The following is a 23,903-nucleotide window of genomic DNA, read 5'->3' on the forward strand; positions in this document are numbered from 1 at the left end:
GGTGCACCCCCCGCCGACCTGGGCTCGTGGACGGAGCCCGGCGCGTCGGCGAGACTTCGGGCCGGAGCACGGCGTCCCTCATCCGAAGGAGCAGTGGCATGCGCGCACGGGGCATCAACTACGACACCGGGTTCCTGCCCGGCCGGGAACTCTCCCGTACGGCCTTCACCCCCTCGACGGTGCGGCACGACATGGCGGTGATCGCCCGTGAACTGCACTGCGACGCGGTACGCGTCTCCGGTCGCGAGCCGGAGCGGCTGAGCATCGCCGCCCGCTGCGCGGCGGAGGCCGGACTCGAAGTGTGGTTCGCCCCCTTCCCGGTCGACCTTCCCGAGGACGATCTGCTGCCGTTCTTCGCCGAGTGCGCCCGCCGGGCCGAGACCGTGCGCCGGAGCGGGGCCGAGGTCGTCTTCGTCGCGGGCTGCGAGATGAGCGCCTTCTGCCGCGGTTTCCTGCCGGGCGACACCTACGGCGACCGGCTGCGAACCATGGCCTCGGCCGACCTGGAGTGGTGGAACGGTCTCGGACCGGTGCGAGAGCGCCTCGATTCCCTCCTCGCGCGGGTCGTCGCGACGGTGCGGGCCCACTTCGGCGGACGCGTCACCTACGCGGCGGCGCCCTGGGAGTCCGTCGACTGGACTCCGTTCGACCTCGTCGGCGTCGACGCCTACCGTTCGGCCCACAACGCCGACACCTTCCGCTCGGAGATACGGGCGCACCTTGCGTACGGCAAACCCGTCGCGGTGACCGAGTACGGCACCTGCGCCTACCGGGGCGCGGCCGAACGCGGCGGTGCGGCCTACCAGGTGCCGGACGGCGCCGTGCGCGACGAGGACGAGCAGGTCCGCCATCTGAACGAACTGCTCGACGTCTTCGAGGAGGAGGGGGTCGACACCGCGCTCTGGTTCACCTTCGCCGGCTACAGCCGGCCCGGGGAGGCCGATCTCGGCTCCTACGGGGTGGTCCGGGTGCACGACGAGACCCACTGGGAGCCGAAGAAGGTCTTCCACGCGATGGCGTCCCGTCACCTCCGCGACTGACGCCGGGGCCTCTGCCGGCCAAGGCTCTCCCGGCTTCCCCGGCTCCCCCACCCGGTCATACGACGCCGTCGGCGCGCAGCGCGGCGATGGCGTCGGGACCGTGGCCCAGTTCGGCCAGGATGGCGTCGGTGTGCTCGCCGGCCGCCGGGACGGCGGCCATCCGCGGGGTGACGCCGGACAGGTCGGCGGGCGGCAGCAGCGCGGGCACCAGGGCGCCGCCGGGTATCGGGACGTCGCGCCAGCGCGCGCGGGCGTCGAGGACGGGGTGCGCCAGGAAACTCTCCATGTCGCCCACTCCGGCGTGGGCGACACCGGCCTCGTCGAGCAGCCGGCCGGCCTCGGCGCCGTCGAGGCCGGCGAAGCGTTCGGCGATCAGGGCGTCGAGCGCGTCCCGGTGGGCGACCCGGTCCGCGCCGGTGGCGAACCGGGGGTCGCCGGCCAGCTCCGGGCGTTCCAGGAAGCGCTCGCACAGGGCGGTCCACTCCCGCTCGTTCTGGACGGAGAACAGCACCTCCTTTCCGTCGGCGGCGGTGAACGCCCCGTAGGGGGCGATGGTCGCGTGCCGGGTGCCGACGCGTGGGGGCTGCGTGCCTCCGTAACGGGTGTAGTAGGCGGGCTGGTGCATCCACTCGGCCAGCGCCTCGAAGAGGGAGACCTCGACGGCGCGGGCGACCCCGGTGGTGGCGCGGGTGAACAGCGCGGTGAGGATGCCGCTGTGGAGATACATGCCGGCGGCGATGTCGGCGACCGACACCCCGGCGCGCGCGGTGCCGTGTTCGTTCCCGGTGAGCGAGACCAGGCCGGTCTGGCACTGGACGAGCAGGTCGTACGCCTTGCGGTCGGCCCATGGGCCGCTGGTGCCGTAGCCGGAGAGCCCGGCCGTGATCAGCCGGGGGAACCGCTCGGCCAGCGCCTTCGGTCCGCAGCCGAGACGCTCGGCGGCTTTGGGGGCCAGGTTCTGCACGAACACGTCGGCGCGGCCGAGGAGTTGTTCCAGGACGGCGCGGCCGGCCTCGGTCTTCACATCGAGGGTGACCGACTCCTTGGAGCGGTTCAGCCACACGAAATAGCTGGACTCGCCGTGCACGGTGGTGTCGTAGCGGCGGGCGAAGTCGCCGCCGCCCGGTCGTTCCACCTTGATCACACGGGCGCCGAGGTCGGCGAGCTGGCGGGTGGCGAAGGGGGCTGCCACGGCCTGTTCGAGGCTGACGACGGTGATCCCGGCGAGCGGCAGCGCGTCCGGTGCGGGAGGAGGCGGGGTCATCGGGCGGTCTCCAGGAGTGGCGTACGGACATACGGACATCGGACGTCGGACATACCGGGGCGGCCCGGGGCCAAAGAGCGGGTCAGCGTATGACGGCGGAGGACAGGGCGTGCAGCCGGAGCGCCAGCTGGATCTCCAGCGCGCGGGCCGGCGACTGCCAGTCGGATCCGAGCAGCCGGCCGATCCGCTCGACGCGCTGGGCCACCGTGTTCACATGGACGTGCAGGTCGTCCTTGGTACGGGCCGGGCTCATCCCGCTCGCGAAGTAGGCGTCCATGGTGCGGACGAGGTCCGTGCCGCGCCGCCGGTCGTAGGCGACGACCTGCCCGATGGTGCGGTCGACGAAGCCCTCGATGTCGCGGGTGTCGGCGAGGAGCAGGCCGAGGAAGCCCAGGTCCTCGGCGGCGGCTCCTTCTCCGGACCGGCGCAGCAGGCGCAGCGCGTCGAGGCAGCGGCGGGCCTCGGCGTAGGCGGGGGCGACCCGTTCGGGGTGGGCGAGGGGTGCGGTGACGGGGGCGGACGCGCCGACGGTGACGGGGTCCCGCAGGGCTCCGCCGAGGTGCTTCGCGGTCTGCCGGGCGAGGTCGGCGGCGTTCTCGCCGGGGCGAAGCGGCAGCAGCAGGACCGTGCCGCCGTCGCGGGCGGAGGCGAGGCCCTGGCGGGTGGCGGCCAGATGGGAGGCGGCGGAGCGCAGCCGCCGGCGGTCGGCGCTCTCCCGGCCGGCGGAGTCCGGATCGCTCGCGGCGTCGTCCCGGTCGGCACGGTCGACCCGGGCGGCGAGCACGACGTGCGGGGCGTCGGTGTCGGTCCGCAGCCGGGCGGCGCGCTCGCGCAGTAGCCGGGGGTCGCGGTCCGGGGCGTCGAGGAGGTCGTCGAGAAGTTCGCCGCGCACCCGCTGTTCGGCCTCTCCGGCGGTGCGGCGGGCGAGCAGCAGCAGAGAGGTGACGAGGGCGGCCCGCTCCAGCGTGCGCAGGTCGACGGGGTCGAGGTCGGGCCGTTCGCGCAGGACGAGGGCGCCGAAGGTCTCGCCGCCGGCGGAGACGGCGGCGACCCAGTCGTCGCCGTCCGGGGTGGCGTGGCCGGCGGAGATCCCGGCGGGTCTGGCACGCTCTTCGGCGAACTCGACGGTGCCGCCGAGGACTTCGGAGACGGCGGCGGTGACGTCGGCGACTCCCCCGCCGCGCAGGACGAGTTCGGTGAGCCGGTCGTGGACCTCGGAGGCGCGTTCGATGACGCCGTTGTGCTCGCGGATGATGTCATTGGCGCGTTCCAGTTCGGCGAGCGCGGAGCGGGTCTCGGCGAGCAGGTTGGCGGTGTCGATGGCGATGGCGGCGTGGGCGGCGAAGGAGCCGAGCAGCGCGACCTGGCCCCGTTCGAAGACCCGGGCGCGCCGGTCGGCGGCGAAGAGCACCCCGATCACCTGGCTGCCGAGGGTCAGCGGCACCCCGAGGATGGCGACCAGGCCCTCGTCGCCGACGGCGGTGTCGATGGTGCGGGTGTGCTGGAAGCGGGCGTCCTGGAAGTAGTCGTCGGTGACGTAGGGACGGGCGGTCTGGGCGACGAGTCCGCCGAGTCCTTCTCCCATGCCGAGGCGCAGTTGCTGGAATCGGGCGGAGACGGAACCCTCGGTGACGCGCATGTAGGTGTCGCCGTGGGCCGGGTCGTTGAGGCTGAGGTAGGCGACCTCGGTGCCGAGCAGGGAGCGGGCGCGCTGCACGATGGCGCGCAGCACGTCGTCGAGGTCGCGCAGGCCCGCGAGATCGTTGGCGGTCTCGAAGAGCGCCGACAGTTCGGCCTCGCGGCGGCGCCGGCCCTCCAGCTCGGCGCGGACCCGCAGCGCGAGCTGCTTGGCCTGCTCCAGCTCGGCCAGCTCCCCGGCCCCCGCGCCGCTCGCACGGGCGAGCAGCGCGGGGCGGTCGTACGCCTCGGTGGCGGCACCGCGGGCGAGGAGCTCCAGGTAGGAGGCCTGTTCGTGGGTCATGGTCACAGGGATACCTGGCGTACGGGGGATCGCACCACCCCTGTGGACAACTCCCTGTGGACAAAGCGGGCCACGGCCGGCCCCGTACCGACCCGGCCCCGGTCCCGTACCGACCCGGCTCGCGCCGGCCGGCCGTCAGTGCGCGGTCCAGCCGCCGTCGAGGACGAGGGACGTACCGGTGACGAACGAGGCCTGCGGACCGCACAGATAGAGCACCGCGTCGGCGACCTCGTCGGGTTCGATCAGCCGCTTGAGGGCCGAGTCCTTCAGCAGGACCTCGGTCAGGACCCGTTCGGCGGGGATGCCGTGCGCGGCGGCCTGGTCGGCGATCTGCCGCTCGACGAGTGGGGTGCGCACATAGCCGGGGTTGACGCAGTTGGAGGTGACCCCATGCGGAGCGCCTTCGAGCGCCGCCGTCTTCGACAGGCCCTCCAGACCGTGTTTGGCGGCCACATAGGCGGACTTGTAGGGGGAGGCCCGCAGCCCATGGACGGAGGAGATGTTGACGATACGGCCCCAGCCCCGTTCGTACATCCCGGGCAGCGCGCCGCGGATGAGCCGGAACGGGGCCTCCAGCATCACGGTGAGAACGGTGTGGAAGACGTCCGGCGGAAACTCCTCCAGGGGGCGGACGAGCTGGAGTCCGGCGTTGTTCACCAGGATGTCGGCACCGGCGCCGGCTGCCTCGGCGGCGTCGAGATCGGTGAGGTCGAGCAGGCACGGCTCGACCCGGCCGGGCAGCCCGTGGGCGGCCTCGGCCAGCTCCGCCAGTCCGTCGGCGGCCCGGTCCACGGCTCTGACCAGGGCCCCCGCGGCGGCGAGCCGCAACGCGCAGGCACGGCCGATACCGCCGGCCGCGCCCGTGACGAGCGCGGTGCGCCCAGAGAAGTCGAGAGGGACGGACCCGGGGGCGGGCCGGGGCGCGGAGGCCGGGTCCGGTGCGGATCCTGTGCTGATGGGGGCGCTCATGTTCCGCACCCTATGAAGCGGCCCCACCCCGACCGATGTGTGCCGAACACACAGTTCAACCCAGGGGCGTGGTGTCGAACCATGTGGGTTCGTCGGCCAGGGCCCGTTCGATACGGAAGTGCGAGAAGCGCTTCATCTCGGGAAGCCCGTCCAGGGCGAACCAGCCGACCTCGATCGACTCGTCGTCGTTGACCCGGGCCTCGCCGCCGGTGGCCCGGCAGCGGAAGGAGACGTCCATGAACTGGCACTGGTCGCCGTTGGGGTAGACGACGGGCTTGCGCAGGGTCTGGACGAGGACGATCCGCTCGACCTCGCACGTCACCCCGGTCTCCTCGTACACCTCGCGCACCGCGCAGGCGGCGGGCTGTTCGCCGGGCTCGACGATGCCCCCGATCACGGCCCACATCCCGTTGTCCGCGCGGCGGCCGAGCAGGACGCGGCCGTCGTCGTCGAAGACGACGGCGGAGACGCCCGGCAGGAACAGCAGCTGGTGACCGGCAGAGGCTCGGATGTCGCGGATGAAGTCAGGGGTGCCCATGCCCCCGACCCTAGATCACGCCCAAAGCCGCCCGGCCGGGCACCCGGGTGCCCGGTGCCCGGACCCCGGTGCGCGGGCCCGGAGGCCGGCCGCGCACCCACGATGGGCGCGAAAGGGGATCCCGCCCGTCAGAAGACGAGCATGCCGCTCGCCAGGATCAGGCAGTAGATGTACGTGTAGCCCATGTACGTGGCATGGTCCGCCCGCCGCCCGCGCCGATGGCGCACCCGCCAGGCGACGGTCCAGCAGGCGGCGGTGACGGCGAGGCCGCACACCACCACGCGGGGTCCGGAGGGAAGCGGCGCGTACAGCGCGAGCCAGAGCACGGCGGGAACGAGGAACAGGAACACCGAGAGATAGCGGCGGGTCGCCTCCTCACCGAAGAGGAGGGGCAGCGTCCGGCGCCCGGTCCGCCGGTCCCCGTCGAGGTCGCGCAGATCCTGGATGTGCACGGCGGGCCCGACGAACAGGATCGTGAGGGCGAGGATCCAGCGCCACGCGGTGGCGTCGGCCGGCCCCACGAGCGTCCAGGCGGCGCCGAGCTGGGCGGCCGCGCCCAGCATCATGACGAGGTTCTTGCTGAAACCCCACGCGCCCCACCCGCAGAAGTTGTACAGGACGGTCGCCGCCTGCCACAGCAGCGTGTACGGCAAAACGCCCAGCCGCCAGCCGAGGAGGGTGAAGACCGGCATCGCCACCGCCCATCGCGCCCAGACGCCGCGCGGGGTGACCAGACCACGCGGCAGGGGCCGGTCGGGCTTGAGGAGCCGGTCCTCCTCGATGCCGGTGAGCTGGTTGGCGAGGCAGAACGTGTACAGGTACAACACGAGCCAGACCAACACCTGCCCGAACGCGATCAGCAGATGCCCGGCGGAGGACTGGAAGTAGCGGCCCGCCGACAGGGTGAACAGGGCGGCCGGAATCACCGAGGCGGACAGGTCCCGGTAGAGGAACAGCCAGGTGACACGCGCCTCGTGCCGCGGGCTCCACGAAACCCCGGACGCGCGAGCCCCCGCGGCTCTCATGCGGACCTCACGGTCTCAGGGTAGTACCCGCCCTCCGAGGGGCGCGCGGCCGCCCATCACCCATGCGGCCGCTCGCGTCCCCCGCCCCCTCAGGCCGCGGTACGGCTCCGCCGGACCCGGACCGCCCGGAACACCGACCAGCCGAGACCGGCCGCCCCGAGGGCGACGAGCAGCGCCTCGGGCAGGATGCCGAGGCGGGTCGCCGGCGTCTGCGAGGAGCGCAGCGGCACCTTCTCGACGAGCACGTCCGGGGTGAACAACGCCGTCCGCGCGACGATCTTCCCGTCGGGCCGGATGACCGCGCTGACCCCGCTGGTGACCGGGACGACCACGCTGCGGCTGTGCTCCACGGCGCGGACCCGGGACATCGCGAGCTGCTGGTAGGTCATCTCGCTGCGGCCGAAGGTGGCGTTGTTGCTCGGGACGGTGATCATCTGGGCGCCGTGCGTGACGGTGTCCCGCACCGCCCAGTCGAAGGCCGCCTCGTAGCAGGTGGCGAGCCCGACCTTGGTCCCGGCCAGATCGAAGACGCCGACCTTGTCGCCGGGCCCGAAGTCGCGGTTGACCCGGTCGACCTCCTTGTTGAAGATCCGTACGAACGACCGCATCGGGATGTACTCGCCGAAGGGCTGCACATGCCGCTTGTCGTACTCGGCGACCGGGCCCCGGTTCGGCTCCCACTGGATGAGGGTGTTGCGCAGCTTGCCGGTGGGCGGGACGAGGACGGAGCCGACGACGGTCGGCGCGTTCACCGCCCGGACGGCGTCACTGATCTCCTGGTACGCGTCGTCGTTCGCGTACGGGTCGATGTCGGAGGAGTTCTCGGGCCACAGCACGAAGTCCGGTTGGGGCTCGCGGCCGGCCTTCACCCGGGCGGCCAGTTCCTCGGTGCGCTTGACGTGGTTGTCGAGGACCGCGCGGCGCTGGGCGTTGAAGTCGAGGCCGAGGCGGGGCACGTTGCCCTGGACGGCGGCGACGGTCGCGGTGCCGTCCTCGGCGGCGCCGGACACCAGGGGCCGGGCGACGAGGGCCCCGGTGACGGGCACGAGGACGGCCAGCGCGGCGGCGAGCAGCGGGCCGCGCCCCGGGGCCGGGACGGCCTCCCGCACGCCGGCGGCGGCGCGGCGGGCCAGGACCTGGCGCACCACCTCGTACAGAGCGAAGCCGCACAGCGCGACGGCGAAGCCGAGCACCGGGGTGCCGCCGACCGCCGCGAGCGGCAGGAAGATCCCGTCCGCCTGCCCGAAGGCGACCTTGCCCCAGGGGAAGCCGCCGAAGGGCACGCGCGCGCGTGCCGCCTCGCCGGCGATCCACAGACCGGCGGCGAACACCGGCCATCCGGGCAGCCGCGAGACGGCGGTGATCCCGAGCCCGGCCGCCGCCATGAACAGCGCCTCGACGCCCGTCAGCGCCACCCAGGGAAACAGCCCGACCACCGCGCCGGTCCAGACGAGCAGCGGCATGAGAAAGCCGAGTCCGGCCAGGTAGCCGAGCCCGAAGCCCGCCCGGAGCCGCCGGCCGCGCAGGGTCCAGCCCAGCAGGGCGAACGCGGGGACGGCCAGCCACCACAGCGGCCGGGGCGGGAAGCTGAGGTAGAGCAGCAGCCCGGACAGCACGGCGGCGGCGGGACGGACGAGCCGCCGCGCCAGGGCGCGGCCCCGGCCGGCGGGAGCGGCGGGGGCGGGGGACCCGGGCGCGTCGGCCGGGGCGATCGTGGTGCTCACCCGCCGGAGTCTACGGCGCCGGGGGCGCCCGCCCCGAGTACGAGCGGGGCAGGACCGCGGGCACGCCCCGAGTGCGGCAGGGGGAACGGCCCGGGTGCGGCGCAGGACACGACTCGGGGCACGGCCGGGGGCACGAGCCTGATGCGGCTCAGGACACGACTCGGAGCACGGCCGGGGTTCCGGCGGCCCCGCAGACGGGCTCAGACGCTCGCCGGTCCCGTCGGGGCCGGTGGCGCGGTGCGGTGCAGGAGGCCTCGGATGGCGTGGACGCCGGTCTCGGCGTCGTCGACGGTGACGGTGAACGTACGGCCGTCACCCAGACGCAGCACCAGCCCCTCGCCCCGGCGGACGACGACGGCGGTGCCCTTCTCGGGCCGCCAGCGATAACCCCAGCCGCCCCACTGGCGCGGGGTCACGGAGGGCGCGAAGTCGGCGCCGACGACATGGGAGAGGGGGATACGGCGGCGCGGAACGCCGATGTGGCCGCAGCGGACCTCCATGGCGTGGTCGTCGACCCGGACGGCCACGTGCACGAAGGCGAGCGTCCCGAAGAGCACCAGGATTCCGACCGCGACACAGCCGACGACTGCCATGAGGAGGGGCGCGATCCCGGAGGCCCAGGACGAGACGACGGCGAGCCGGATGCCGAGCGCCAGACAGGCGACCCCGCCGACGGCCGGCAGCCACTGCATCCGGTTGGTCGCACGGCCGGTCCACACCGGGGGTGCGGGCCCCTCGGGACCGGGGCGAGGGAAGATATCGCTCATATCGTCAGCCTACGCACGTTCCGGCGATACGGCTCCTCAGCGCATGCGCGGGATCACGCTCCGTACCGGCACCCGCTGCGGGAGCGCGCCCTCCGTGCGGACATGCGCAAAGGGGTCAGGCTCCGTGCGCGACCGGCGCCCCCGCCGCCAGGGCGCGGCCCTCGGCGTAACCGAGCGCGGCACGCGGCAGTTCGCCGGCCCGGCCGCTCAGGAGCACGGTCAGCGTGCCGGTGCGGGCCGCCTCGGGGGCGGCCTGGGCCCCGATCCGGCGCAGCGCCTGGGCCGCGACGGCGCCGGCCGAGCCGCGCAGCACGACGGGCGGGCGGCCAGGGCGGTCGAGGGCCGTCCGGATGTGGCCGGCCACCAGTTCGTAGTGGGTGCAGCCGAGGACGACGGCGCGTACGTCCGGGGGCGTGAGCGCGGCCGCGGCGGCGACGGTACGGCGTACCGCGTCCTCGTCGCCGTGCTCGACGGCGTCGGCGAGGCCGGGGCAGGGCACCTCGGTGACCTCGGCGGCCCCGGCGAAGTCACGGATCAGCCCTCGCTGGTAGGCGCTGCCGGTGGTGGCGGGGGTGGCCCAGATGGCGACCTTGCCGCCGCCGACGGCCGTGGGCTTGATGGCGGGCACGGTGCCGATCACCGGGATACCGGGCTCCAGCGCGGCGCGGAGGGCCGGCAGGGCGTGCACGGTGGCGGTGTTGCAGCCGACGATCAGGGCGTCCGGCGCGTGGACGGCGGCGGCCCGGGCGACGGCGAGCGCCCGCTCGGTGAGGTCCTCGGGAGTACGCGGCCCCCAGGGCATGCCGTCGGGGTCGGAGGAGATCACAAGATCCGCGTCGGGCCGCAGGCGGCGGACCTCCGCCGCGGCGGGGAGCAGGCCGATTCCGGAGTCCATCAGTGCGATCTTCACCCCGCCACCCTAGCCGACCCCTCTTGAATCCCTTCCAATCTGGGGCAGACTGCGGCGAATGAGCCCGCTGTCGTGGATCGCGTCCGCTTCCCTCGCCACCTGGGTGTGGCTGCTTCTCGGGCAGGGAGGTTTCTGGCGTACGGACCAGCGCCTCCCGGCACCGGCCCCGGACCCGGCCCCCGGAACACCCACCACCGGGACACTTGCCGGATCGTGGCCACGCGTCGTGGTGGTGGTCCCGGCGCGCGACGAGGCGGAGGTACTGCCGCTGAGCCTGCCCTCGCTGCTCGCCCAGGACTATCCGGGGCCCGCCGAGGTGATCCTCGTGGACGACGGGAGCACCGACGGCACCGGGCCGCTCGCCCGGGGGCTGGCCCGCGACCGGGCGGGGCTGCCGCTGAGCGTGGTGCGGGCGGGCGAGCCGGAGCCCGGCTGGACGGGCAAGCTGTGGGCGCTGCGGCACGGCATCGCGCTGGCGCGCGCGCGGGAACCGGAGTTCCTGCTGCTGACGGACGCGGACATCGCGCACGAGCCGGACAGTCTGCGGCTGCTCGTGGCGGCCGCGACCGGCCACGGTCTCGACCTGGTGTCGCAGATGGCGCGGCTGCGGGTGGTGAGCGGCTGGGAGCGTCTGATCGTGCCGGCGTTCGTCTACTTCTTCTGCCAGCTCTATCCGTTCCGCTGGATCAACCGGTCCCGGCGTCCGCTGGCGACGGCCGCCGCGGGCGGCTGTGTGCTGCTGCGCGCGGAGACGGCCGCGCGGGCCCGGGTGCCGGAGGTGATCCGGCAGACCGTGATCGACGACGTGTCGCTGGCGAAGGCGGTACGGAGGGCCGGCGGGCGCGTCTGGCTGGGGCTCGCGGACCGGGTGGACAGCGTCCGGCCGTATCCGGATCTGGCCGATCTGTGGCGGATGGTGGCGCGCAGCGCGTACGCCCAGCTGCGGCACAATCCGCTGGTCCTGCTGGGTACGGTCGTGGGCCTGGCACTCGTCTACCTGGCGCCGCCGGCGACCCTGGTGGCCGGAATCCTCAGGGGCGAGGGCCCGGCGGTTTGGGCCGGCGGGGTCGCCTGGGCGATCATGACCGGTACGTACCTGCCGATGCTGCGCTACTACCGGCAGCCGCTCCGGCTCGCGCCGCTGCTGCCGTACACCGCGCTGCTCTATCTGCTGATGACGGTGGACTCCGCCGTCCGGCACTACCGGGGACAGGGTGCGGCGTGGAAGGGCCGGACGTACGCCCGCCCGGAGGCCGCGCCGGACCGGTGACGGCGGCGAAACGTGAAAACCCCGTGTCGTTTCGAAACGAACGCGGGGTCAATTATGCCGACTTCACGAATCCTCGTCCGGACGGAACCGGCGGAGAATATCCATCCTCTTCACTCTCCGAGCACGAACATCTTCCCTCCGTCATGTTCGACGCCGCGTCAAGATTCTTTTATGCGGGGCGCGGAGGGGACTTCCGGAGGATGTCACGACTGATCGGTAACCCCTTCCGAACTCGGTGTTTCCAAGATCGCTGACCTGCGGCGCGACCTGTTTCGCCGGATTCGCTCACATTGCCGGGCGAGGGTCGCGGCGAAAGCGGCGAACAACCGCATGGGCCGGGCTCCCCAATCGGCACATCGTGGGCTTAACTTATGGCCATGACCTCCCCGCGCTCCGCCTACGGAGGCGGTTACCACACCGCGCCGTCGTTCACCGAGACCCCGATCTACGACTCTCTCGTCGCAGAGCGGGGCACGCCCCAGATCGCCCCGATCCGGGTGAACTCCCCCTACGACACCGGCGGCGGCTTCCCCGGAAGCGGCGGCTACCAGCCGGCCCCGCCGGCGCTCCCCTCGGCGCTGCCCGCCCTCCCGGCGGCACCCTCCGCGCAGCCGGCCCCTCCCCCGGCACCGATTCCCGCGCCCGCGCCCGGGTACGCCGGCAACGCCGGGGGCGGCTACGGCTATCCGCATCCGGGCGCGCAGCCGCAGCCACAGCTCCCCCAGCTTCCGCAGCTCCCCTCGGCGGCGTCGATGTCGCCGGCCGCGCACCTGACGCCGGCCGCGCAATTGGCTCCGGCGCCGCTCCCGAACGCGCCCACCGCGTACATCCCGCAGCAGTCGGCCGTTCCGCGCGGCTACCCGGGTCCGCAGGCGCCGCAGCCGCCGCGTCCGGTGGCGGGCGGGTACGAGGCGATGCGCCCCGCGGCGCCGCGTCCGGCCCCGGCGCCCGCGCCCGCCCCCTACGAGGACCCGTACCAGCAGCCCCACCAGGGCCGGGGATACGACGGCCGGAACACCGGCCAGAACTACGGCGGTCAGGGCTACGACGGCGGCTACTGACGGCCGGTCACCGCCGCCCCGCCCGGCCTTCGCCGTCCGGCGGGTCGGCGGATCACGGACCCCTGCCGGACCTTCACCGCCCCGGCGGGGCGGCTGGCAGGATGGGGCCATGCCGATTCCTGTGTTGCGCTCCGTTCACGTCCACCCGGTCAAGGCACTGCGCGGCTTCACCCTCCCCGAGGCGGAGGTCGAGCCGTGGGGCCTCGCCGGTGACCGCCGCTGGGCCCTCGTGGACGACTCGGGCACGGTCGTGACGCAGCGCCGGCACGCGCGGCTGGCGCCGGCGTCGGCGGAGCTGCTGCCGGACGGCGGGATCACGCTGTCCGCGCCGGGCCGCGAACCGCTGACCGTGACGGTCCCCGCCCCGGTTCCCGCCGGCGAGCCCGGGACCCGCGGGCGGGAGGACGGCACCCTCCCCCTGGACATCTTCGGCACCGTGATCGACACGGTGCCCGCGGCCCCCGAGGCGGACGCCTGGTTCAGCGCCTACCTCGGCACCGAGGTGCGCCTCGTCCATCTGGACGATCCGGCCCGCCGCCGGCCCATCGACCCCCGGTACGCGGCTCCGGGCGAGACGGTCAGCTTCGCCGACGGCTATCCACTGCTCGCCACCACCACCGCCTCCCTCGATGCCCTCAACTCCCTGATCGCGCAAGGCGATCACGCCGACGAGGGCCCGCTGCCGATGAACCGCTTCCGGCCGAGCGTCGTCGTCGACGGCACCGCGCCGTGGGCCGAGGACGACTGGCGGCGTCTCGCCATCGGCGACGTCGTCTTCCGGGTGGCCAAGCCCTGCGGCCGCTGTGTGGTGACCACCACCGACCAGACGAGCGGCGAGCGCGGCAAGGAGCCGCTGCGCACCCTGGCCCGGCACCGCAAGAGCGGCGGCTCGCTGGTCTTCGGACAGAACCTGATCCCCGAGCACCGGGGGACCATCCGGGTCGGCGACCCGGTCAAGATCCTCGACTGAGTCCCTGGCCTCTCCCCCTCACGGCCCGCACGCACACCGCCCCGCCCCGGACCGCCGCCCGAGCCCGCCCCGCGCCCGCCCCCGCGGCGACCTGTCCGGCGGGCGCGGAACCCGTGGCCGGGTCACACTCGTTGAAGGACCGGCGACCGCCCGGATCCTGTCCCCGACCTGTCCTCAGGGGAACGGCCCCGGCCGGTGCCGTCCGGACAGGCCCCGAGGGCCTCACGGGCCGTCGACGAGACGAGGGGGTGCACGGCGTGCGCGCTGCCACCGGGCTCTGGCGCTGGCGGCACAATCCCCTGCGCAGGACCACGGACCTGGTCGAGGCCTGGGTGGCGCTGACGGCCGCCGTGCTGTTGTGCCTGGGCGCGCCACTGGCCGGCTGGGCCGCCCAGACGGCCGCCGACACCTCGCTGCGCCGCGAGGCGAAGACGCAGGCCCGGGAGCGCTTCTCGACCGTGGCCCGGGTGGTGAGCGTCACCGACCGGCGGGCCGAGGGTCCGGCGGCGGCCGATCCGGTCGAGGAGCACCGGCCGCGGCCCGCCGTGGTGGCCGTCTGGACGGCACCCGACGGAACCTCGCGTTCCGGCACCCTGGCCACCAGCCGTCAGCAGGCCCGCCCCGGTGTCACCTTCCCGTTGTGGACCGACCGGTCGGGGCGGATCACCCCGCCGCCGATGCTCCCGTCGGTGGCCAGGGCGCATGCGCTGATCACCGGGTTCACGGTGGCACTGTTCGCCGGAATCCTGGTGGAGACGGCCCGCAGGCTGGCCGTCCGGCTGCTTCAGCGGCGGCGGTACGCGCGCCTCGACCGGGCCTGGGCCGAGGCCGGTCCCGACTGGGGCCGGACGGGCACCGGGAGCTGACTCCTTGGGGGGACAGGCGGCCGACCGGTCAACCCGGCGGCGCCGCGCGCGCTACGGTGGGTCATCGGATCCGGGTCACCGGTTCCGGCTTCCCGGATCGTGTCCCCCTGTTCCCCGGTCCCGGATCCGACCTCTCGGATACGGGCCGCCGGCGCGGATACGGGTTCCAGGATCCGAAACCAGCGTCGAGGCACGAGGTGGGGGCAGAGCACACCCATGGCACAGGGCACGGTCCAGGTGACGCACACCGGTACGTCGCGGTGGCGGCGCCGCACGGGCGAGTACGCCACTCTCGCCGCGGCCCTGGAGGCCGCGGGCGACGGCGACGTCCTCACGGTGGCCCCCGGCACCTATCGGGAGAACCTCGTCGTCCAGCGGGCCGTCGTGCTGCGCGGCGGTGACGGCTCGGCGGGCTCGGTGCGGATCGCGCCGGCCGATGGGGTGCCGCTGACCGTACGGGCCTCGGCCACCGTGCAGGACCTGCGCCTCGAGGGCCAGGATTCGGCGGCCCCCGCGCTCCTGATCGAGGACGGCACACCGGAACTGCTCGATCTGCGGATCTCCACCCGGTCGGCGGCCGGTCTGGAGGTACGGGGCGCGGCCCGGCCGACGGTCCGCCGTTGCACCGTCGACAACCCGGCCGGGGTCGGGATCGCCGTCCTCGACGGCGCGGGTGGCGTGTTCGAGGAGTGCGAGGTGGTCCGGGCCGGTCAGTCCGGTGTCTCGGTGCGCGGCGGCGGCCACCCCCGCCTGGAACGCTGCCGGGTGCACCACGCCTCCGGCTCCGGGATCACCGTCACGGGCGAGGGCAGCGGTCTGGAGGGCATCGGCTGCGAGGTGTACGAGATCAAGGGCGCCGGACTCCAGATCGCGTCCCGCGCGAGCGCGCATCTCACCGACTCCAGCGTGCACCGTACCTCCGCCGACGGCATCACCCTCGACACGGACGCGGTGCTCACCCTCTCCGACTGCGACATCCACGACATCCCTGAGAACGCCGTGGATCTGCGGTCCCGTTCGGTGCTCACGCTCACCCGCTCGACGGTGCGGCGGTTCGGCCGCAACGGTCTGTCCGTCTGGGACCCGGGCACCCGGGTGGACGCCAACCAGTGCGAGATCCATGACAGTACGGGCGACTACCCGGCGGTCTGGGTGAGCGACGGGGCGAGTGTCGTCCTCGATTCCTGCCGGGTGCACGACGTGCCGGACGCGCTGTTCGTACTCGACCGGGGCTCGCGCGCGGACGTGGTCGACAGCGATCTGTCTCAGGTGCGCAACACGGCCGTGTCGGTGAGCGACGGCGCGACCGCGCAGCTCGACGACTGCCGGATCCGGGAGGCGTCGACCGGCGCCTGGTTCCGTGATCACGGCAGTGGCGGCAGCCTCGGCGGCTGCACCATCGACGGGGTGCAGACCGGTGTCATCGTCACCAAGGGCGCCGATCCGACGATCGAGCGGGTCACGGTCAGCTCGCCCGCCGAGGCCGGGTTCTACGTGTCGGCGGAGGGCCGGGGCACGTTCCACGGCTGCCGGGTGACGGGCAGCGGCGGCTACGGCTTCCATGTCATGGACGGCTGCCGTACGACGCTGCGCAAGTGCCGCACGGAGCGGTGCGCGCGCGGCGGTTACGAGTTCCCTGAGGTGGGGCCGGTCTCCGAGGACTGCACGAGCGACGAGAGCCAGGCGCGTACTCCCGCGGCGGCCGAGCCGGGCACCCTCTTGACGGCCACCCAGAGCGGCGGCGGTCTGCTCGGCACCGTCCCCTCGCCCCGCCTCGCCGCACCGGCAGCCGCTCCCGCCGTACCGGCCCCGGCCTCGGGACCGGCGCAGGTGGCCGCGCCGGCCACGCGTCCCTCGCAGGACGTGCTCGCCGAACTGGACGCGCTGGTGGGCCTGGAGAGCGTCAAGCACGAGGTGCGGATGCTCACCAACATCATCGAGGTGGGCCGGCGGCGGCAGGAGGCGGGTCTGAAGGCGGTCTCCGCGCGCCGTCATCTCGTCTTCACCGGCAGCCCCGGCACCGGCAAGACCACGGTGGCACGGCTCTACGGCGAGGTACTGGCCTCGCTCGGGGTCCTGGAACGCGGCCATCTGGTGGAGGTGTCCCGGGTGGACCTGGTCGGCGAGCACATCGGCTCGACCGCGATCCGTACCCAGGAGGCGTTCGACCGGGCGCGCGGCGGGGTGCTGTTCGTGGACGAGGCGTACGCGCTGGCGCCGGACGACTCGGGGCGGGACTTCGGCCGGGAGGCGATCGACACCCTGGTGAAGCTGATGGAGGACCACCGGGACGCGGTCGTGGTGATCGTGGCCGGCTACACGGCGGAGATGGAGCGGTTCCTGACCGTCAACCCCGGTGTGGCGTCCCGCTTCTCACGGACCATCACCTTTTCGGACTACCTTCCGGAGGAGCTGCTGCGGATCGTGCAGCAGCAGTCCGAGGAGCACGAGTACCGGCTGGCGCAGGGCACGGACGAGGCGCTGCTGAAGTACTTCGGGGCGCTGCCGAAGGGCCCGACCTTCGGCAACGGCCGTACGGCGCGCCAGACGTTCGAGTCGATGGTGGAGCGGCACGCGGGCCGGGTCTCCGTGCTCGCGGATCCGAACACGGACGACCTGACGCTGCTCTATCCGGAGGACTTGCCGGAACTTCCCTGACCAAAGCCGCCCTGCCCGAGACTCTCCCGACCGGAACTCCCTTGCGGAGATGGCACCTTGTCCAGCCGCCGGGGAAGGGCCGGCGGCAGCCGGTCGAGCAGCGCGGCACGCGCGGCGTCGAAGGCCGGGTCGGCCTGGTAGTCGGAGTGGCCCAGGATCGGTTCGGGCAGCGGGTGTTCGCGGGTGCGCCCGTAGACGACCGGGTCGAGCAGCACCGGCCGGTCGACGGGCGGGCGGCCCTCCTCGGCCGGGACCCGTACCGGTCCGCCGATCGGATCGGTGGCACGGAAGAGATTGCTCCAGCAGTGCACCGTGCGGTGCAGCCCGGCCAGCGCGCCGGGGCCGAAGTAGGCGGGGAACCAGCGCCCGTAGAGCCGCTCGATCGGGGAGCCGTAGGTGAGCAGGGCGACCCGGGAACGGGTCGCGGGCGCGAGTTGCCAGACCGCGGCGGCGGCCAGGACGCTGCCCTGGGAGTGGCCGGAGATGACGAGCCGGCCGCCGGTCCGCCGGGTCCAGGAACTCATCCGCCAGGTGAGGTCGGGCACGGCCCGTTCGGCGTAGCAGGGCGGGGCGAACGGGTGGGCGGCGCGCGGCCAGAAGGTGCCGACGTCCCACAGGATGCCGATGGTGCGGCGGGCGCTTTGGTCCTTGTAGGCGCGGCGGCCCAGGGTGACGAAGAGCAGGAAGCCGAAACCGACCATCCAGGAGCCGAGGGCCTGCGCGGTGGTGGCGGCCGAGGCGATCGCGGGCTGGGCGCCGTCGAAGGCCCGTCCGGGGACGTTGCCGCTGGCCCAGGCCCCGGCGACGGAGGCGGCGCCGAGCAGCAGGGCGGCGCCGGCGACCAAGCCGACGAGGACGGGCGCGGAGTCGGTGAGCCCGGCGCCCGCCCGCACCGCCGCGATCCGGGCGGTGCGCAGCCGGTCCCGGTCCCGGCCGGTGGCCCCGTAGTCGGCCTCGACGACGGCGCGCGTCCTGCGGGCGGTGAGCAGGGTGCGGGCGATCAGCACCGCGGTCGGCACGACGAGCAGGACCAGCAGCACGGGGATCACGGACGCCTGCCAGCTGAGCAGGACGGGTGGTCCGGTGATCAGGCCGTCGCCGGCGCCGGGGGTGCCGGATCCGTCGAGCCAGTCGGCGACCCGCTGAGCGACGCCGCCCGTCATGACGCCGCCGAGCGCGCAGGCCAGCATGGCGACGGCGGGGCCGCCGAGCCCGTGCAGGACGGTGCGCGGATCGTGGCCGGGATGGGCGAGGAGCAGGGCGACCACGCCGAGGCCGACGACAAGCGCGCCCTGAGCGAGGGTGAGGGCACCGAAGGTGGTGTCGCCGGGCAGGGTGCCGGCGGAGCGCCAGCCGGGGCGGGCCCAGGCGGTGTGCGCGGCGGTCAGCGCGAGCAGCAGCAGGGCGGCGGCGGGCAGCCAGGAGACGAGGGTCCGTTCGAGGGTGAGGTCGAGCCGTCGCTCGCTGCGGCCCCGGCGGCAGATCACCCAAAGGACGACGGCGCCGAGGACGGCGAGGCCGCCCTGGAGGGCCCAGCCGAGGATCTCGCGCGTGGTGCCGTGGGCGGTCCGGTGGTCCTGGGCGGCCGCTGCCCTGGCGAGGGCGGCGGCGACGGTGAGGAAGCCCGCGGCGGTGTGCGCGGCGCGCAGCCGGGCGACGAGCCGGCGGCCGTACCAGAAACCGGGGCGGCCGAGCGCGGGCCGTGGGACGGCCGGGGTGTCCAGGACCGGTGGGGCTGCCGGGGTCGTCGGGGCGACCGGGCCGGACGGGGCTCCGGGGGTGGCGGGGCCGGCCGACGTGGCCGGGTCCGTCGGGTCCGTCGGGTCTGTAGGGTCCGCCGGGTCGTCGGCGGTGGGGCCGAGCGGCGGGCGCTGGGCCTCGTAGGCGCTCCAGGTCCGGTTGGACAGGTACCAGAGCAGACCGACGAGCGCGGTGGGCGCGAGGGCGGCGAGGGCGAGCCGGCGGCCGGGCTCCGACCACCAGCCGCCGCGCTCGGCGGACAGGAAGCCGAGCCAGGAGCGCTGCGCGGCACAGGCGCCGGAGCCCGCGCACTGCCAGGCCGTCAGGTCGAGGGCGACCTCGCAGACCGCGGCGGTCAACAGCACGGTGAGGGTGAGCGCGACCAGCCGGACGAGGACCCCGTAGAGGCGGACCAGCCCGGCACGGCCCTCGGTGGACGGCCGCATCCAGTGCGCGAGGTTGGCCACCATGAACGGCAGGAGCAGCAGCCACAGGGCGCGGGCACCGTTGCCGGAGGTGAGGTTGGACCAGCAGTACGCCTCGGGGATCGGCCCGTCGGCATGGCGCTCGGGGTGGTCCTCGGCGTCCACGTCGTCCCGGCGGCGGTGCATGGCGGCGGTCTTGTCGCCGGTGATCCGTACGGTGCGCGGATCGTCCAGCATGTCGGCCGCGGTGGTTCCGCCCACGCCGTGGACGAGCAGTTCGAGCGCCGCACCCCCGTTCTTCGAATCGGGTGTGGCAGAAGACAATGCGGGGACTCGCTCTCTGGATGGGTTGTTCCGGTGGGAAGATCGGGACATCCGGCGGCGCGGTCCGCGTCCGGAATCCGGGTCCGGAATCCTGGTGCGCGGACACGGCCGGGTGGATCCGGCCGTACGGAAACGGCTGTGCGGAAACGGCTGTGCGGACGTTGCGGACGTCCGTCCGCAACGGGGATCTCTCGGGGACCCGGCCGGTATGCGGCGGGATTCCGGTGGAATTCGGGGAGGATGACGGCGAGGAGCGGGCGGGAGGATTCCGGACGGGTGCGGGACGGCGGCGGGCACCAGGATCGCGGACGGCCGGGCCCGGGGGCGCGGTCCTCACCGGATCCGACGCCCTTCTCCTCTCATACCCCGCACCACGCCCGCCCGTTCACCGGCGGACCGGGATTCTCGCCCCGTCGGCCGATTCGCTTCTTCGTTCCACCGATCACCCTCCCCCTCTTTTCTCGTAGTCTCGTTCTGTTTTCGGAAAGGACCGGCCCCGATGGCGAATGACCATCAGAACCTGCTCGCGGAACAGCGGCGCGCGCTGATTCTCGACGAGGTACGCCGGCGCGGAGGGGTCCGGGTCAACGAGCTGACCCGCCGTCTCAACGTCTCCGACATGACCGTCCGCCGGGACCTGGACGTGCTGGCCCGGCAGGGCATGCTGGCGAAGGTCCACGGCGGCGCGGTGCCGGTGCTGGAGGCGAGCACCCACGAGCCCGGTTTCGAGGCCAAGTCGGCGCTGGAGCTGGACGCCAAGGAGGAGATCGCGCGGGTGGCCGCCTCGATGGTGCGGCCGGGCACGGCGATCGCCCTCTCGGGCGGCACCACCACGTACGCGCTGGCCCGGCATCTGCTGGACGTACCGGAGCTGACCGTGGTGACCAACTCGGTGCGGGTCGCGGACGTCTTCCACCAGGCCCGGAGCGGCGGTTTCGGGGGCGACGCGCGGGGCGGCGGGGCGACGGTGGTCCTCACCGGCGGGGTGCGGACCCCGTCGGACGCGCTGGTGGGCCCGGTGGCCGATCAGGCGATCCGCTCGCTGCACTTCGACGCGCTGTTCCTCGGGGTCCACGGCATCTCGGTGGCGGCCGGGCTGTCGACGCCGAACCTGGCGGAGGCGGAGACCAACCGGCGGCTGATGCGCTCGGCCCGGCGGGTCGTCGTGGTCGCGGACCACACCAAGTGGGGGACGCTCGGCCTGAGTTCGTTCGCCCGGCTCGACGAGGTGGACGTCGTGGTGACCGACCGGGGGGTGTCGGCCGAGGTGCGCGCCGAGATGGCGGAGCATCTGCCGGGACTGGTCGTCGCGGGCGAGGAGGCGGACGGCGGCGATCAGGGTTCGGGAGCACACCCCGGCCGGGATTCCGCAGGGGACCCCGGGGCCTTCGCGGGAGGCTCCGGCCAGGTCTCCGATCCGGTCGCCGGCTCCGATCGGGTCGCCGGTCAGGTCTCCGATCGGGTCTCCCCGCTGCTTCCCGATCCGGCGGGCGAGCCGGGCGGGGTGGCGGGCGCGGGCGGCGGGGCGGCGCGGGCATGAGCCTCTTTTGGATCGAGCGGGCGGTGGACCTGCCGCCCGCCGAGGTGTGGCGCCGGCTCGTCGACTGGCCGGCGCACGGCGCCCTGATCCCGTTCACCGGGACGACGGTGCTGACGCCGGGCCCGAGCCGGGTCGGTACGCGGTTCACGGCCCGTACCCGGCTGGGCCGGTTCGGCTTCGACGACCCGATGGAGGTCGTACGGTTCGATCCGCCCGGCCCGGACGGCCGGACCGGGGTGTGCGGACTTCGAAAGCTCGGCCGCGCGGTCCGGGGCCGGGCCGTCTTCGAGGTGACCGGTACGGCGTCGGGCAGCCGTGTGGTGTGGCGTGAGGAACTGCGGCTGCGCGGTGTGCCGGCCGCCCTCGATCCCGTACTCGCCTTGGTGGGACGGGTGGTCTTCGGCCGGGCGCTCGACGGACTGCTGGGCAAGCGACCGGCCGTCCACTAGGGTGTGCGCTCCCCGCAGCCCGTCCCGCGACACCCCCGGAGGTCCGGTCCATGGAGCGTCGACTGAGCCCGGTGGAGCTCGACTTCGTCACGACCGCGCCCGTCCGCCAGGTCTTCACCGCCGAGTTGGCCGCGCCGCCGGCGGCCGTGTACCGCTCTCTCGCGGTGGAGGTCGGCAGTTGGTCCGCCTGGTTCCGGGCGGTGCGCTCCTCGACGCCCACCCGCGACGGCGCGGGCCGGACCATCCGGCTGAGCGGTGGCGGCCGGATGAAGGAGACGATCATGGCGGCCGTGCCGGACAGCCGCTACGTCTACCGGATCGACTCCATCAACGCCCCGGGCATCGGGGCGCTGATGGAGGAATGGGCCCTGTCCCCCACCTCGTCCGGCGGCACCAGGGTCCGCTGGACCATGGCCACCACCGGCAGGCTCCCCTACACCCTGCTCCTGCGGCTGGCCCGGCCGGGCTTCACCTGGTCGTTCCGCGACGCGATGCGCCGGCTCGACCGGCGGCTCACTCCGGCCAGACCCCCGTCCGCAGGAACCGGTCGATAGCGGCGGTGTACGGAGCGATGTCAAGGCCCTGAGCGGCCAGCCACTCGTCCGAGTAGTACTTGTCGAGGTACCGGTCGCCCGGGTCGCAGATCAGGGTGACGACGCTGCCGGTGCGCTGCTCGGCGACCATCTCGCCGACGATCTTCAGCGCGCTCCACAGGCCGGTGCCGGTCGAGCCGCCCGCCTTGCGGCCGATGACGCTCTCCAGGGCGCGGACGGCGGCCACGCTCGCCGCGTCGGGCACCTTCATCATGCGGTCGATGGCGCCGGGGACGAAGCTCGGCTCCATCCGGGGCCGGCCGATGCCCTCGATCCGGGAGCCGCAGTCGGCGGTGGCGTCGGGGTCGTCGTGCACCCAGCCGTCGAAGAAACAGGAGTTCTCGGGGTCGGCGACACAGACGCGGGTGTCGAGCTCCATGTAGTGCACATAGCGGGCGATCGTCGCCGAGGTGCCGCCGGTGCCGGCCGTGGCCACGATCCAGGCGGGCTCCGGGTAGCGCTCCAGCTTCAACTGCTCGTACATCGACTCGGCGATGTTGTTGTTCCCGCGCCAGTCGGTGGCCCGCTCGGCGTAGGTGAACTGGTCCATGTAGTGGCCGCCGGTGCGCTCGGCGAGCGCCACCGCCTCGTCGTAGATGGCCCGCGCGTCGTCGACGAAGTGGCACTGGCCGCCGTGGAACTCGATCAGCCGGCACTTCTCAGGACTGGTGGTGCGCGGCATGACGGCGATGAACGGCACGCCGATCAGCTTGGCGAAGTACGCCTCGGAGACGGCGGTCGAACCGCTGGACGCCTCGATGACGGGCGCGCCGGGTCTGATCCAGCCGTTGCACAGGCCGTAAAGGAAGAGCGAGCGGGCGAGCCGGTGCTTGAGGCTGCCGGTGGGATGGGTCGACTCGTCCTTGAGATAGAGATCGATGCCCCAGGCCTCGGGCAGCGGGAAGCGCAGCAGATGGGTGTCGGCCGAGCGATTGGCGTCGGCGTGCACCTTGCGTACGGCTTCCTTGAGCCAGGAGCGGTAGTCGGGGTCACTGCGGTCGACATCGAGGGTGGCCAGGGGACGGTCGGTGGTGATCATGAGTACCTCTTCTCATCGAGCCCACAGGATTGCCCAAGGTCTCCGACAATACCGCTCCCACCTGGGCAAACGTTCCCTTTGAGGCTCCATAGGAGAGCCTTGGGAAGACCCGGGCAAGGGCGGGGGAAGAGCCGTGGAGGAGGGGCGGGGGAACCGGGAAAGAGGCTGGTGAGAGCGGGGGCGGGGCCCAAAGAGCGACTCTGGAGGACGCGGGCGAAGACCGGGAGCGCCCGACCCCGAGACCACCCCGAGGGGCCTCGGACGTCGGCACCAGCGGCGCCGGGCCGCTGGTGCCGGGCCCGGTGGTTCGGCACACTGGGGGCAGGCATTCTGCGCTAAGGGGGCGGGAGCACCATGTCGGAGCCCGAGTTCACGGCCACGGGGGTTCGGATCGACCGCTGGCCCCGGTCGCTGACCCGTGCGGGAGAGGTCCGCATCGAGGACGGCAGGCTGGCACTGCTGACGAGCTACGGCAGCGAGATCGACAGCGCCCCGCTCGGTACGGTGCGGGCCGGCCGGCCCTGGTTCGCGAAGCCGGACGAGGCGGTGGCCACGGTCAACGGGACGCGGTACAAGATCTCCGGGTCGGGTTCGGGGCGGCTGCTCGACGCGCTGCGGAAGGTGGGGGGGCCGCCCCCCCCGGGGCCCCCCCCCCCCGGCGGGGGGGGGGCCCCCGCCCCCCCCGCGGCCCCCCCCCCCCCCCCCCCCCCCGGGGGGCCCCCCCCCGCCCCCCGCGGGCGGGGGGCCCCG

General features: G+C 73.8%; 18 protein-coding genes and 2 pseudogenes. 10 read left to right on the plus strand and 10 right to left on the minus strand.

Annotation, left to right across the window (positions count from 1 at the left end):
* Nucleotides 1–98: 98 nt before the first annotated feature.
* Entirely contained in the window at nucleotides 99–1,040 is a 942-nt protein-coding gene (locus ACGFRB_RS04740) for a hypothetical protein (RefSeq protein WP_393238991.1), read from the plus strand.
* Between the two features lie 55 nt (nucleotides 1,041–1,095).
* Here the strand turns inward: ACGFRB_RS04740 and ACGFRB_RS04745 are convergent, their stop codons facing one another.
* The 8 genes from ACGFRB_RS04745 to ACGFRB_RS04780 all read right to left on the minus strand — a co-directional run bounded on the left by ACGFRB_RS04745 (nucleotide 1,096) and on the right by ACGFRB_RS04780 (nucleotide 10,218).
* Complete coding sequence (locus ACGFRB_RS04745) at nucleotides 1,096–2,304, minus strand: CaiB/BaiF CoA transferase family protein (RefSeq protein WP_393238994.1); 1,209 nt, start codon at nucleotides 2,302–2,304, stop codon at nucleotides 1,096–1,098.
* An 82-nt stretch (nucleotides 2,305–2,386) separates the two neighbouring features.
* A complete protein-coding gene (locus ACGFRB_RS04750; RefSeq protein WP_393238997.1) occupies nucleotides 2,387–4,285 on the minus strand; it encodes a helix-turn-helix domain-containing protein in 1,899 nt (632 codons plus the stop codon).
* Nucleotides 4,286–4,420: 135 nt separating this feature from the next.
* On the minus strand, nucleotides 4,421–5,254 hold the full coding sequence (locus ACGFRB_RS04755) for a 3-hydroxybutyrate dehydrogenase (RefSeq protein ID WP_393239000.1): 834 nt from the start codon (nucleotides 5,252–5,254) through the stop codon (nucleotides 4,421–4,423).
* Nucleotides 5,255–5,309: 55 nt separating this feature from the next.
* Nucleotides 5,310–5,792 carry an NUDIX domain-containing protein gene (locus tag ACGFRB_RS04760; protein ID WP_363004056.1) on the minus strand — a complete coding sequence of 161 codons (483 nt, stop codon included), beginning with the start codon at nucleotides 5,790–5,792 and terminating at the stop codon, nucleotides 5,310–5,312.
* A gap of 128 nt (nucleotides 5,793–5,920) precedes the next feature.
* Nucleotides 5,921–6,817, minus strand: coding sequence for a UbiA family prenyltransferase (locus ACGFRB_RS04765; protein WP_393239003.1), 897 nt, complete (start codon nucleotides 6,815–6,817; stop codon nucleotides 5,921–5,923).
* A gap of 89 nt (nucleotides 6,818–6,906) precedes the next feature.
* Complete coding sequence (lnt, locus tag ACGFRB_RS04770) at nucleotides 6,907–8,541, minus strand: apolipoprotein N-acyltransferase (protein WP_393239006.1); 1,635 nt, start codon at nucleotides 8,539–8,541, stop codon at nucleotides 6,907–6,909.
* A gap of 200 nt (nucleotides 8,542–8,741) precedes the next feature.
* Complete coding sequence (locus ACGFRB_RS04775; protein ID WP_363004062.1) at nucleotides 8,742–9,308, minus strand: hypothetical protein; 567 nt, start codon at nucleotides 9,306–9,308, stop codon at nucleotides 8,742–8,744.
* 115 nt (nucleotides 9,309–9,423) lie between these two features.
* The gene (locus ACGFRB_RS04780) at nucleotides 9,424–10,218 is read right to left on the minus strand and encodes a glutamate racemase (RefSeq protein WP_393239011.1); all 795 of its coding nucleotides are present in this window, start codon (nucleotides 10,216–10,218) and stop codon (nucleotides 9,424–9,426) included.
* Between the two features lie 58 nt (nucleotides 10,219–10,276).
* Here ACGFRB_RS04780 and ACGFRB_RS04785 point away from each other — a divergent pair, with 58 nt between their 5' ends.
* The 5 genes from ACGFRB_RS04785 to ACGFRB_RS04805 all read left to right on the plus strand — a co-directional run bounded on the left by ACGFRB_RS04785 (nucleotide 10,277) and on the right by ACGFRB_RS04805 (nucleotide 17,043).
* Nucleotides 10,277–11,488 carry a glycosyltransferase gene (locus ACGFRB_RS04785; protein ID WP_393239014.1) on the plus strand — a complete coding sequence of 404 codons (1,212 nt, stop codon included), beginning with the start codon at nucleotides 10,277–10,279 and terminating at the stop codon, nucleotides 11,486–11,488.
* A 377-nt stretch (nucleotides 11,489–11,865) separates the two neighbouring features.
* Complete coding sequence (locus ACGFRB_RS04790; RefSeq protein WP_363004068.1) at nucleotides 11,866–12,549, plus strand: DUF6643 family protein; 684 nt, start codon at nucleotides 11,866–11,868, stop codon at nucleotides 12,547–12,549.
* 109 nt (nucleotides 12,550–12,658) lie between these two features.
* The gene (locus tag ACGFRB_RS04795; RefSeq protein ID WP_393239017.1) at nucleotides 12,659–13,519 is read left to right on the plus strand and encodes an MOSC domain-containing protein; all 861 of its coding nucleotides are present in this window, start codon (nucleotides 12,659–12,661) and stop codon (nucleotides 13,517–13,519) included.
* A gap of 257 nt (nucleotides 13,520–13,776) precedes the next feature.
* A complete protein-coding gene (locus ACGFRB_RS04800; protein WP_393239020.1) occupies nucleotides 13,777–14,385 on the plus strand; it encodes a hypothetical protein in 609 nt (202 codons plus the stop codon).
* A 216-nt stretch (nucleotides 14,386–14,601) separates the two neighbouring features.
* Entirely contained in the window at nucleotides 14,602–17,043 is a 2,442-nt protein-coding gene (locus ACGFRB_RS04805) for a right-handed parallel beta-helix repeat-containing protein (protein ID WP_393239023.1), read from the plus strand.
* Here ACGFRB_RS04805 and ACGFRB_RS04810 read toward each other — a convergent pair.
* Nucleotides 17,013–19,583, minus strand: coding sequence for a hypothetical protein (locus ACGFRB_RS04810; RefSeq protein WP_393239026.1), 2,571 nt, complete (start codon nucleotides 19,581–19,583; stop codon nucleotides 17,013–17,015). The genes ACGFRB_RS04805 and ACGFRB_RS04810 overlap by 31 nt on opposite strands.
* Before the next feature lie 448 nt (nucleotides 19,584–20,031).
* Between ACGFRB_RS04810 and ACGFRB_RS04815 the strand changes: the two are divergent.
* The 3 genes and pseudogenes from ACGFRB_RS04815 to ACGFRB_RS04825 all read left to right on the plus strand — a co-directional run.
* Nucleotides 20,032–20,865, plus strand: a pseudogene (locus ACGFRB_RS04815) (DeoR/GlpR family DNA-binding transcription regulator); the annotation flags it as partial.
* A gap of 203 nt (nucleotides 20,866–21,068) precedes the next feature.
* Complete coding sequence (locus ACGFRB_RS04820; RefSeq protein ID WP_393239029.1) at nucleotides 21,069–21,521, plus strand: SRPBCC family protein; 453 nt, start codon at nucleotides 21,069–21,071, stop codon at nucleotides 21,519–21,521.
* Between the two features lie 50 nt (nucleotides 21,522–21,571).
* Nucleotides 21,572–22,075, plus strand: a complete 504-nt coding sequence (locus ACGFRB_RS04825) for an SRPBCC family protein (RefSeq protein ID WP_393239032.1) — start codon at nucleotides 21,572–21,574, stop codon at nucleotides 22,073–22,075.
* Here ACGFRB_RS04825 and ACGFRB_RS04830 read toward each other — a convergent pair.
* Entirely contained in the window at nucleotides 22,035–23,153 is a 1,119-nt protein-coding gene (locus tag ACGFRB_RS04830) for a PLP-dependent cysteine synthase family protein (RefSeq protein ID WP_363004082.1), read from the minus strand. The genes ACGFRB_RS04825 and ACGFRB_RS04830 overlap by 41 nt on opposite strands.
* 354 nt (nucleotides 23,154–23,507) lie before the next feature.
* Here ACGFRB_RS04830 and ACGFRB_RS04835 point away from each other — a divergent pair.
* Nucleotides 23,508–23,783 (plus strand): annotated as a pseudogene (locus ACGFRB_RS04835) (hypothetical protein); the annotation flags it as partial.
* Nucleotides 23,784–23,903: the final 120 nt, after the last annotated feature.

Origin of the sequence: Streptomyces sp. NPDC048718 (assembly GCF_043198875.1) — a bacterium.
In the GTDB taxonomy this organism is placed as follows: Bacteria; Actinomycetota; Actinomycetes; order Streptomycetales; family Streptomycetaceae; genus Streptomyces.

Bases quoted from the DNA above. Each gene is read 5' to 3' on its own strand.
- ACGFRB_RS04740 (WP_393238991.1), top strand. From the start codon at position 99: ATGCGCGCACGGGGCATCAACTACGACACCGGGTTCCTGCCCGGCCGG.
- ACGFRB_RS04745 (WP_393238994.1), bottom strand. From the start codon at position 2,304: ATGACCCCGCCTCCTCCCGCACCGGACGCGCTGCCGCTCGCCGGGATC.
- ACGFRB_RS04750 (WP_393238997.1), bottom strand. From the start codon at position 4,285: ATGACCCACGAACAGGCCTCCTACCTGGAGCTCCTCGCCCGCGGTGCC.
- ACGFRB_RS04755 (WP_393239000.1), bottom strand. From the start codon at position 5,254: ATGAGCGCCCCCATCAGCACAGGATCCGCACCGGACCCGGCCTCCGCG.
- ACGFRB_RS04760 (WP_363004056.1), bottom strand. From the start codon at position 5,792: ATGGGCACCCCTGACTTCATCCGCGACATCCGAGCCTCTGCCGGTCAC.
- ACGFRB_RS04765 (WP_393239003.1), bottom strand. From the start codon at position 6,817: ATGAGAGCCGCGGGGGCTCGCGCGTCCGGGGTTTCGTGGAGCCCGCGG.
- ACGFRB_RS04775 (WP_363004062.1), bottom strand. From the start codon at position 9,308: ATGAGCGATATCTTCCCTCGCCCCGGTCCCGAGGGGCCCGCACCCCCG.
- ACGFRB_RS04785 (WP_393239014.1), top strand. From the start codon at position 10,277: ATGAGCCCGCTGTCGTGGATCGCGTCCGCTTCCCTCGCCACCTGGGTG.
- ACGFRB_RS04790 (WP_363004068.1), top strand. From the start codon at position 11,866: ATGACCTCCCCGCGCTCCGCCTACGGAGGCGGTTACCACACCGCGCCG.
- ACGFRB_RS04795 (WP_393239017.1), top strand. From the start codon at position 12,659: ATGCCGATTCCTGTGTTGCGCTCCGTTCACGTCCACCCGGTCAAGGCA.
- ACGFRB_RS04805 (WP_393239023.1), top strand. From the start codon at position 14,602: ATGGCACAGGGCACGGTCCAGGTGACGCACACCGGTACGTCGCGGTGG.
- ACGFRB_RS04810 (WP_393239026.1), bottom strand. From the start codon at position 19,583: ATGTCCCGATCTTCCCACCGGAACAACCCATCCAGAGAGCGAGTCCCC.
- ACGFRB_RS04820 (WP_393239029.1), top strand. From the start codon at position 21,069: ATGAGCCTCTTTTGGATCGAGCGGGCGGTGGACCTGCCGCCCGCCGAG.
- ACGFRB_RS04825 (WP_393239032.1), top strand. From the start codon at position 21,572: ATGGAGCGTCGACTGAGCCCGGTGGAGCTCGACTTCGTCACGACCGCG.
- ACGFRB_RS04830 (WP_363004082.1), bottom strand. From the start codon at position 23,153: ATGATCACCACCGACCGTCCCCTGGCCACCCTCGATGTCGACCGCAGT.